9 protein-coding genes are annotated in these 9,398 nt (G+C 46.9%); 5 read left to right on the forward strand and 4 right to left on the reverse strand.

Annotation, left to right across the window (positions count from 1 at the left end):
- The 3 genes from ACXLDX_RS01850 to ACXLDX_RS01860 form a co-directional block, all read left to right on the forward strand.
- On the forward strand, nucleotides 1–425 hold a 425-nt coding region (locus ACXLDX_RS01850), incomplete at its 5' end, for a hypothetical protein (RefSeq protein ID WP_457575486.1).
- Complete coding sequence (locus ACXLDX_RS01855) at nucleotides 425–2,209, forward strand: BatD family protein (protein ID WP_457575487.1); 1,785 nt, start codon at nucleotides 425–427, stop codon at nucleotides 2,207–2,209. The genes ACXLDX_RS01850 and ACXLDX_RS01855, both read left to right, overlap by 1 nt.
- Nucleotides 2,206–2,961: a tetratricopeptide repeat protein gene (locus ACXLDX_RS01860; protein ID WP_457575488.1), complete on the forward strand. Its 756-nt coding sequence runs from the start codon at nucleotides 2,206–2,208 to the stop codon at nucleotides 2,959–2,961. Before ACXLDX_RS01855 ends, ACXLDX_RS01860 begins: the two co-directional genes overlap by 4 nt.
- A gap of 50 nt (nucleotides 2,962–3,011) precedes the next feature.
- Here ACXLDX_RS01860 and cooS read toward each other — a convergent pair whose 3' ends face one another.
- Nucleotides 3,012–4,889, reverse strand: a complete 1,878-nt coding sequence (gene cooS, locus ACXLDX_RS01865; RefSeq protein ID WP_457575489.1) for an anaerobic carbon-monoxide dehydrogenase catalytic subunit — start codon at nucleotides 4,887–4,889, stop codon at nucleotides 3,012–3,014.
- A 120-nt stretch (nucleotides 4,890–5,009) separates the two neighbouring features.
- Nucleotides 5,010–5,666: a Crp/Fnr family transcriptional regulator gene (locus ACXLDX_RS01870; protein ID WP_457575490.1), complete on the reverse strand. Its 657-nt coding sequence runs from the start codon at nucleotides 5,664–5,666 to the stop codon at nucleotides 5,010–5,012.
- Nucleotides 5,667–5,846: 180 nt separating this feature from the next.
- Here ACXLDX_RS01870 and ACXLDX_RS01875 point away from each other — a divergent pair, with 180 nt between their 5' ends.
- Together ACXLDX_RS01875 and ACXLDX_RS01880 are read left to right on the forward strand one after the other, a co-directional pair.
- Nucleotides 5,847–6,314 (forward strand): PaaI family thioesterase, encoded by a 468-nt coding sequence (locus tag ACXLDX_RS01875; RefSeq protein ID WP_457575491.1) that lies wholly within the window; start codon nucleotides 5,847–5,849, stop codon nucleotides 6,312–6,314.
- A gap of 451 nt (nucleotides 6,315–6,765) precedes the next feature.
- Nucleotides 6,766–7,638: a hypothetical protein gene (locus ACXLDX_RS01880; protein WP_457575494.1), complete on the forward strand. Its 873-nt coding sequence runs from the start codon at nucleotides 6,766–6,768 to the stop codon at nucleotides 7,636–7,638.
- Here the strand turns inward: ACXLDX_RS01880 and ACXLDX_RS01885 are convergent.
- Together ACXLDX_RS01885 and ACXLDX_RS01890 are read right to left on the reverse strand one after the other, a co-directional pair.
- The gene (locus ACXLDX_RS01885; RefSeq protein WP_457575492.1) at nucleotides 7,615–8,250 is read right to left on the reverse strand and encodes a potassium transporter; all 636 of its coding nucleotides are present in this window, start codon (nucleotides 8,248–8,250) and stop codon (nucleotides 7,615–7,617) included. The genes ACXLDX_RS01880 and ACXLDX_RS01885 overlap by 24 nt on opposite strands.
- Before the next feature lie 188 nt (nucleotides 8,251–8,438).
- Nucleotides 8,439–9,398, reverse strand: a 960-nt coding sequence (locus ACXLDX_RS01890; protein WP_457575493.1) for a methyl-accepting chemotaxis protein, incomplete at its 5' end; no start/stop codon positions are given.

Raw genomic sequence — 9,398 nt, forward strand, 5'->3', positions numbered from 1 at the left:
AAAAACAACTGGAAAAATTACAGCAACAGCAACAGCAACAGCAACAGCAACAGCAACAGCAACAGCAACAGCAACAGCAACAGCAACAGCAACAGCAACAGCAAAAAAATAAACAACACCAACAAAAGCAGAAAGAAAAAAAGGGAAATAACGAAAAAAAATCCAACACTTCCAAAAAGAAAATTCAATCCGGACAAAAGAAAAAGGATTCCTCACGGATGACCGAAAAACCGGACTATTCTGAAAAATCTGCTGGCACAAAACAGGAGATAAAGAGGGAGAACACTGAGCGAAGACGCCTGGGAAAAATGACCCGTGAGGAGGCGGAAAGACTGCTCAACAGCCTGAAAAGCAGGGAAGGGGAATTGAATTTTGTCCCCTCTTCTCAACATATGAATAACGACAGTATTGAGAGGAACTGGTAATGCGCCTGGGAAAACTGATCATTTTTATACAATTGACGGTCCTGCTGGCAATGCTGCCCACCCCTGTATTTGCGAAAATTACGGCAAAAGCTTTTTTAGACAGCACCACCTTTCCCGTCAACGGGGGGGCACTTTTGACCATCACTATCAACGGTGCCCGTTCCGCCGACATAGACCTTCCTGAGGTCAGAGGTGTACGCTTCCACAACCGGGGGCAGTCCTCACAGATCAGCATAATCAATGGCAGCTACACCTCCTCCATCACCAATACCTATCTGGTGGAACCTCTCAACCCCGGAAAATACAGTATACCGCCGATTTCCGTCACTGCCGGAGATACGACTGTCCATACAAACCGGCTTGAATTTGAAGTGACCGCGGGTACCGGTTCTCCTGCTCCATCTTCCTCCCCGTCGTCAATAGAGCAACAGGTTGCCTTCATCCGGCTGATACAGCCTCCCGGCAGCCATTATACCGGCGAAATTATACCAGTAAAGATAGAAGTCTGTTTTAACAGTGATTATCGGGTAAATATCAATTCCTTACCTGTTCTTCATGGCGATGGTGTGGTCATGCCCCCGCTCGATGATAAACCCCGAAGACACCGGGAAAATATCGGAGGCAAAACCTATAATATCCTCAGTTGGAATGCAGCTGTCACAGGGATCAAGGCGGGCAGACATTCCATCAGTTTTTCCCTCGACGGGACCCTGGTGCTGCCCGGACAACGTCGTCCCATGTCTTCTTTTGGAGATATTTTCAATGACCCGTTTTTCAACAGCTTTTTCGGAGGAACGGTGGAAAAACCCATCAAAATCAACAGCAAAAAAGTTGATCTTGAGATCATCGATCTCCCCGAAAAAGGGAAACCGGAAATTTTCACAGGGGCTATCGGTAATTTTGCCATGAATATCAATGGAGCCCCTCTGAAGGCCGAAGTGGGAGAACCCATTACTCTCACCATTGAAATCCAGGGAAAAGGAAATTTTGACAGAGTGGAACCTCCAGTGTTTCCCGGTAACTCCGACTGGAAAACCTATAGCCCCACTACTGATTTTATTCCGGGCAAGGATGTTTTGTCCGGAATAAAAAGATACGAGATGGCCATCGTTGCCAGAAACAGTGATATCAAAGAAATTCCCTCACTTTCCTTCTGCTTTTTCAATCCGGAGAGACAACAATATGAGACCGTCAACAGCCCTCCTTTGACTGTGGAAATAACTCCTTCGCCAGACAGACCGGTCAGGTCACAACCGGAAGAGAAAAAACCCGTTCAGTCAAAAAAACCGAAAAATAAGAAAGTCCTGATGTCGCTCCTTCACCTTGAAAAAGGCGCGTTTCATTATGCCATTGCCCCACTCTACAGAAAACCCTGGTTTATTATCGTCGGTGGATGCAGCATGGTTCTGCTTATCATGATTACAACCTTTCGAATCATTCAGCAGAACAGAAAAAACAACCCCCGGCGACAGAAAGAGAAAGAAAATCGTGAACGATTCTCCCGCAATTTAAAAAAACTGGAACAGGCCAAAAAAGATGGAGATAATGTTCTCTTTCTTTCCCTCTGCCGCCGGACAATACAGGAGCACCTGGGTCCAGCCTGGGGAATAGCTCCATCAGCACTGACCCTGGCTGATATTCAAAAAAGAATCGACCGGCCAGGCCCGCTTATGGAAATATTTACAGTGGCGGAAGAAGCCGGTTATGGAGGAAAGAGTATTGGCCGTCAACAGATGGATGAGTACCTGGAACAACTCCGGCATGAACTGGAGGATCTGCTATGAAACACCGATTTTCAGTTGGAATAGTTATAGTTCTTCTGGCAATATTCTCTCTTGCTGCCACCGCGACATCGGACACCGGGAATCTTTTTACCAGGGCTAACGAGGCCATGGGAAAAGGAGAGTATACCACCGCTACCGAACTGTACGAAAAACTGATCCAGAAATCGGGCTACAGTGCTGATGTTCTCTTTAACCTGGCAGTCAGTTACGAACATTCAGGACAACCCGGCAAAGCCATTCTCAATTATGAACGTGCTCTCCGCCTTTCTCCCACTGATTCAGATATCAAAGGCAACCTGCATCTGCTCAGAAAGAAAAACGGTCTCTACTCAAGGGAGTTTTCCTGGTCTGAAAAATTTTTCCAGTTACTGAATATGGACCAGTGGCTCCTCTCCGGTCTGGTTTTTCTGGTCATCTTTACCCTGCTGCAGCTTGCCGTCGCCCTGCAATTCCCCCTGTCCATTGTCCTGAAACGAACTGTTTCAATTACCTGTCTCTTCCTCATTACCCTTTCAGTGGCCGGTGCACTCTACAGGTATCCAGTTTACCATGCCTGGGTTGTGACCGCCGAAGGAAGCCGTCTGCTTCTCTCTCCGTTTGATTCTTCCAGATCAAACGGGTCCATCCAGGCGGGACGCCTTGTCTTTCCCGAAAAAAACCATCACGAATTCACGTACATAAAAGATGACACAGGAAGAACTGGATGGATACGCTCCAGGGATATTGAACCAATAGTCCCGCAAGTGCCGTAAAAACCGTGCTTGCCTGAAATCACAAGCACGGCTTTGGCAATCGACCGATCCTACTCACTCAAACCAAGCCCCTTCCGCTTGAGCTTGATCCGCTCATCAATAAGATCTGCAGCCTTGAAAGGATCCGGCTCTATCCCGAAACAGGCGCCCACCAGATCATCCAGTCCACCAAGAGCAAGATCAGTAATAACCGCCGACCCGGTAATATTCGGAGGATGACCAAGATGAGTATATATACCTGAAGCCACGGCATATGTTCCTATGGTTGCAGCTTTTTCCGAATACCATTCCGGAGAGGATGCCGCCAGAGGCAGATCTGCAATGGATACTCCAATTTCATCAGCCAGAAGAGCTGCCAGCTGAAGAATTCTTGCGTTATCCACACAACTCCCCATATGTATCACCGGAGGAATTTCGAGAGCCCCGCATATCTCCTGTAAACCGGGTCCTGCAAACTCAATGGCTTCCGGAACGAGCAACCCTGCCTTTCCGGCTGCCGTCGTCACACAACCGGTTACTATCACCAGGATATCCTTTTTAATAAGCTCCCTGGTCAGATTCACATTACAGTAATCATGCCTGTATTTTGGGTTGTTACAACCGACAATTCCCACGGCTCCACGAATCTTTCCTGCCTTAATCGCATCCACCAGGGGAGTAATCGTCCCTCCCAGAGCCTCAAGAAGTGCTTCATTGGAGAATCCCGTCATAATATCAACCGGATTTTCTGGGATCTCAACCCGGTCCGGATTTCTCATGGAATATCTTTCAACTGCCATACGAACTACTTTTCTTGCCTGTTCCATGCCGTTATGCATTTCAAATCTGACGTGATCCGCCCCGGAGAATCTTGCCTTATCGGCGGTTGTAACCATTTTTGTATGATAACAGCTCCCCACCTGGACAAGACTCGGCATAATGCATTGATAATCCACCACTATCAACTCAACAGCACCGGTTATAACAGCCAGTTCCGTCATAAGATGATTACCGGCCATTGGAATTCCCTTACGCATCATCAGTTCATTACCGGTACAGCAGAGACCGGCCAGGTTAATACCTGAAGCTCCTTTCTCTTTGGCATAATCAATTAATTCCTGTTCATGGACAGCCTCCAGAATTTTTTCCGAGACAATCGGATTGTGGCCGTGGACAAGAATATTGACATGATCCTCTTTTAAAACACCCAGGTTCACCTGGGCTTTACGGGGAAAAGGCGTCCCAAAGAGAATATCCGAAATTTCAGTGGCAATCATCGAACCCGCCCAACCATCCCCCAGGCACATACGGGCACCGTGCAGCAATGTATTGGCGGCATCATTATCACATCCCATATGGGTCCTGTGCATCATTTCCGTAATTTCACGATCCACCCCCCGGGGCATGATACCAAGTTTTTTCCAACTCTCCCTCTGAACCCTGGGGACCCTGCCGATAAAACCAACCTCCTCACGTTTTGAACCAAAACTTTCAAAAAACTCATCGGCCAGATCCCTCGCCACATCCATGAAATCCCGCCCTTCGGTCGCCACCCCCAGTTCCCTGGCAATTCGCAGCATTTTATTTCGGTCTTTAATCTGGTAGTCACCGGTTTTCCCATGGGCAACAGCATAAAATGCTTCAATGCAATCACGACCATGATCTGAATGCCCGGCCGCTCCTCCGGCAAGAAAGCGCCCGAAATTCCGGGCCACAATTACATCGGCATCGGCCCCGCAGACCCCCAATGGTGCCTTTTTACTTATTCTACAGGGCCCCATGGTACAGATCCGGCAGCAGACACCAGACTCACCGAACCTGCAGTGGGGAGTCTGGTGTTCAAGCCGATCCCAGACCGTCTCAATACCGTCGCGTTCCGCCTTGCGCAACATTTGTCGCGCATCTTCCCAGATGGTCATATCCTCAACATTTCTTTTTTTCTCTGCCATGTGGTTCTCCCGCAGTTATTGTTCATCAATTGATTCAGCAAATACTGAAACAGTATCTGCTGACGATAACCGGAAAAAAACCAAGCCGCTGTCAGCTGGCTGACAGAAAACAGGAAAAAATCAGAGGGAGGCGGATCTGTAGAGAAAAGTTATATCCGGAATACGATATACGCTTTTACCGGTCTTTACCAGTAAACCATCCTTTAACATGGCGTTGACAAGCGTTGACACGGTCTGACGTGAAGCTCCGACAATGGCGGCCAGTTGGGCTGTTGTCAATTCAATACGGACAACAACACCATCTGCTTCGACTGTACCGTTCTTTTCCGCTTCATGGATAAAAAAATCAACAATTCTCTGCTTGATATCCTTGAAAACAAGACTGTCAATAATTGAAAAAGACTGTTTCAACATCTCGCCGAGAATTGAAATAATGGTTTTTGACAAAGCTGGATAAGTGGTCATATAACGATGCAACCGCCTTGTCGGCATGATCATGAGGACTGAAGGTTCAAGAGTCTGTACGTGGGCCCTGGTGTGGGTAACATAAATATCACCCGGTTCAAGAATCGCCAGGGAAAAATCCTTGTCTTCAACTGCCAGGTAGAGTCGCAGACGGCCTTTTTTTACAATAAATACAAGATTATTCTCATGTCCTGGAGAAAAAACCAGGTTGTTTTCTGCATAAGAAACATCTGTGAATTCCGCTGAAAACTCTTTATTTTCAGGCTTTGTCAATTCTTCCAGAAGATTTATGGATGATAATTTCGTTTTCATATTCGTTTTTCTTTCTGAAATTCAATTTCCATGGTACCAGACAACATGTGAGAGAAGGAATATAAACCGAAAGCTACAATTGCCCGGCTGCGGTCAACACCATTCCTCCATCCTGGAAATAACTGCCGACTGAGTGTATTTTAATAATTCCCTCAACAAAAATCCATACACCGGACAATTATGAAAAACAATCAATCCAGACCCGGCATTAAACCTTCTACCGGACCTCACCGGGTAACGCTTGACAACTGGCTGACCTGCGCGCCTTTCGAAGAACTTCTCCAAATGGAAATTGAACATATCAGTGAAGGCAAAGCGGTACTCTCCATGCCCTTTCTCTACGATTTTTCCCAGGGGGCCGGACTACTCCACGGTGGAGCACTGACCGGACTTGCCGATACGGCTGTGGCCATGGCCTGCAAATCCCTCCTCCCGCCGGGGACCCATTTTGCAACTCTTTCGTTGCATTCCACCTTCCTCGCCCCGGTCAGACAGGGGAGGGTCACAGCCCATGCAACCGTCACCAGGGAAGGGGACAGGAGCCTGCGGGGAGAAGCGGTGGTTGTGGATGAAAAGAAACGTGAGGTTATGCGTTTCAGCTCCCTGTTCAAGATTGCCCGCAGACAGAAATCTCATCAGGCCCAATAGTACCAACCCAATGTCGTTAACTTAAGGACAAGATGGATCAGGAAAGTCCCATTCTGGCCCTTGGTCGAGGGTGTCTGCAGCCAGGACGGCTGCAGTCAAGCCCCAGGGACGGGTTTATGGCGCCCCTCGGACGAGGTCGCAATGGGACTCATCGCTTAAGTTAACGACATTGAGTATCAACCTGCTGAATTTTCTTTTCCAGGTAGCTGAAAATTTCACAGTAATGTATAGATGTATAGAGTAAGCAGAAGGATAGAAACCCTTATATGACTTTTGCTGCCCCTGTGAGTAATTATATTCAAGATATAACCGGGAGAATTACGCTTTCACATCCAGGCACAATATGAGTAGCATGTCTTCTGAAAAAACGAGTAAAGAAAGTCAATGGGTATTTCTTACCGGCAAGGAAATTTATCAGTTCCTCAACCGGGTGAAGGGTCGCCTGAAAGGAATGACAGTCTATGCCCTGGTGGGAAAAAGTGGAACCGGGAAGAGTTTTCGGGCAAAACTGCTGGCTGAGAAAATCGGTATTCCTTATATCATAGACGATGGACTTCTTATTTATGGCGATACTATTCTGGCAGGACGTTCTGCCAAACAGGAAAAGCACTACCTCAGCGCCATAAAAACCGCCCTTTTCAACGATGCCGTTCAACGAAAAAATGTTATCAAGGTCATCCAGGACAGAAAAATCAAAAAAGTCCTGATCCTGGGCACCTCTGATAAAATGGTGGAAAGAATTGCTGAACGCCTTGAATTGCCGCCCATCAGCGAGATTATTCGTATCGAGGAAATTGCCAGTAAAAAGGATATTGAAGATGCCATCCGTTCCCGCTCGGAAGAGGGAAAACATGTCATCCCCGTACCGGCAATTGAAGTAAAAAGGGACTATGCCAGAATCCTTTCAGATTCCATCCGTATTTTTTTTCGCGGTGAAAAACGACAGAACGGCGAAAAAAAGTCCCGTTTCTTTGAAAAATCCATTGTCCAGCCAGATTTTCAGGACCAGAGAAACCAGAAAGGAAGAGTAACCATCTCTGAGGCTGCCCTGACCCAGATGATTTTCCATTGTATTGATGAATATGATGACGATGTTCAGGTCAATAAAGTCAAGGTCGTTATCGGGCGCTCAGGTTATGATATTGAACTGTTTATCTCCGTACCCTACGGGAAAACACTGAACAGTGACCTTGAGGAACTGCGGAAATACACCCAGGATACCATCCAGAGATACACGGGCATCATTTTGAAGACACTTGAAATATCAATAGATGAGATTTCAAGCAGACCCAGGGAGCCATCAGGTGCGGGGGATAAAAAGTAATCCGTCCACCACTCCATGACATCTGCAGGCAGTGGCAACAAGAACCGGTTCTGACGGTAATTTCAAAATTCTGTCATAAAGAGCCCATAAATCTTCCGGATAAACCCCACCCACCCCAAGATAGAGCTGATGGCTCTGTATAACCAGAGCCCCTGCTCTATCAAGCAGGCGGAACATATCTTCACCTCTTGGTTTTCCCGTCACAGTACAGAACTTTTCAGGCTCTCCACAGTTATCAGGACAGAGAAAATCAGCATGACTGACATAAACAGTATTGTCCCCACCTGCCATTACATTGGGTAATTCTGCCACAAATGATTGCGGAACTGCTGCATGAAAGACCTTATATTGCCTGTCTGCCATCTGTTCCAGCCACCGGGCCACCACATGAACGGGGACAGCCGGAATAATCAGGTCAACATCACTGCCCCTGTTCAGATGCCGAACAAGCCAGCTGATCCCATCCTCGCGAACAACCACTGCACCTGGAAAATTATCCGGCTCCCTGTTCTTGTCAACAACCGTTATTTCAGCCTGGGGAAAATTACGCGCAGTCTGTTTGAGGGCCAGAGAACCAAATTTGCCCCCCCCCAGGATCCATATTTTTTTCATTTATGAGTACCTTGAAAAAATAGATTCTATGTTCCAGGTCAGGAAACGGGGATCAAGGAAAAAGGCAATTTTCCTAAATAACCGTATAAAAAAAAATCGCAATGCGGCATCTATTCTTACCGCATTGCGAAACATTCACCCGGATATCTCCGGTGAAATCTGCCCCTGCCATGGTTCAGAGCAGTAGATTATACTTTAAACGTTGTTACAAGCTTATTAAGCTCCTCAGCCAGACTGCGCATGTCTCTGCCGTTTTTATTCACTTCATCACTGTTATCGGCCATTTTATGCGCGGCAATATTCACCTCGCCAATATCACTGGCAATTGATGATACTACTGTCGCACTCTGGGCAACATTCTCATTTACTTCCACGATACCCGTTGATGCCTGGGAAATATTTTCCGATATTTCACTGGTGGTCGCCAGTTGTTCCTCAACGGAGGTTGAGATCACCGCAACGATTTCATGAACCCTGTTTATTGTTGAAGAAATGGATTCAATACCCTTGACTGTTCCCTGGGTTGACTGCTGAATTCCTTCAACCTTTGTCTTAATTTCCATGGTAGCATCTGAAGTCTGCTTGGCAAGCTCCTTGATTTCATTGGCAACCACAGCAAATCCCTTGCCGGCCTCACCAGCTCTTGCCGCCTCAATCGTTGCGTTTAATGCCAGCAGATTGACTTGTTCTGATATTTCTGTAATTGTTTCAAGCACATTACCAATTTCATCAGCAGCATCTCCCAGGGTTAAAACCTGCTCAGAACATATTGCTGTCTGCGTTACAGCTTCATTGGTAATGCTGTTTGCACTTTCCGTATTTTTTGCTATTTCATTGATGGATGTGGTCATCTCATCCGTCGCCGTTGCCACAAGGGAAACATTTGTTGAAGCCTCTTCCATGGCAGCGGCAACCGATCCCATATTGGCACTGACTTCTTCACTGGCAACAGCTACCGTTTCCGCCTTACCGGAAGTCTGTTCCACACCATGTGCCAGTTGATCTGCAATCGTAGTCAAAGTACCGGAAGATTGATGAAGCCTCGCCGCTGTTCCAGTAACATCTGTAATAGTCTTTTGAATTTTCTCAACAAAAGTATTAAATGCCGTTGCCAGGGCACCAAGCTCATCCTGGCTGACGACATCAAG

This window comes from Desulfomarina sp., assembly GCF_054039375.1.

Coding starts and splice junctions, on each gene's coding strand:
- ACXLDX_RS01855 (WP_457575487.1), top strand. CDS start 425: ATGCGCCTGGGAAAACTGATCATTTTTATACAATTGACGGTCCTGCTG.
- ACXLDX_RS01860 (WP_457575488.1), top strand. CDS start 2,206: ATGAAACACCGATTTTCAGTTGGAATAGTTATAGTTCTTCTGGCAATA.
- cooS (WP_457575489.1), bottom strand. CDS start 4,889: ATGGCAGAGAAAAAAAGAAATGTTGAGGATATGACCATCTGGGAAGAT.
- ACXLDX_RS01870 (WP_457575490.1), bottom strand. CDS start 5,666: ATGAAAACGAAATTATCATCCATAAATCTTCTGGAAGAATTGACAAAG.
- ACXLDX_RS01875 (WP_457575491.1), top strand. CDS start 5,847: ATGAAAAACAATCAATCCAGACCCGGCATTAAACCTTCTACCGGACCT.
- ACXLDX_RS01880 (WP_457575494.1), top strand. CDS start 6,766: ATGACAGTCTATGCCCTGGTGGGAAAAAGTGGAACCGGGAAGAGTTTT.
- ACXLDX_RS01885 (WP_457575492.1), bottom strand. CDS start 8,250: ATGAAAAAAATATGGATCCTGGGGGGGGGCAAATTTGGTTCTCTGGCC.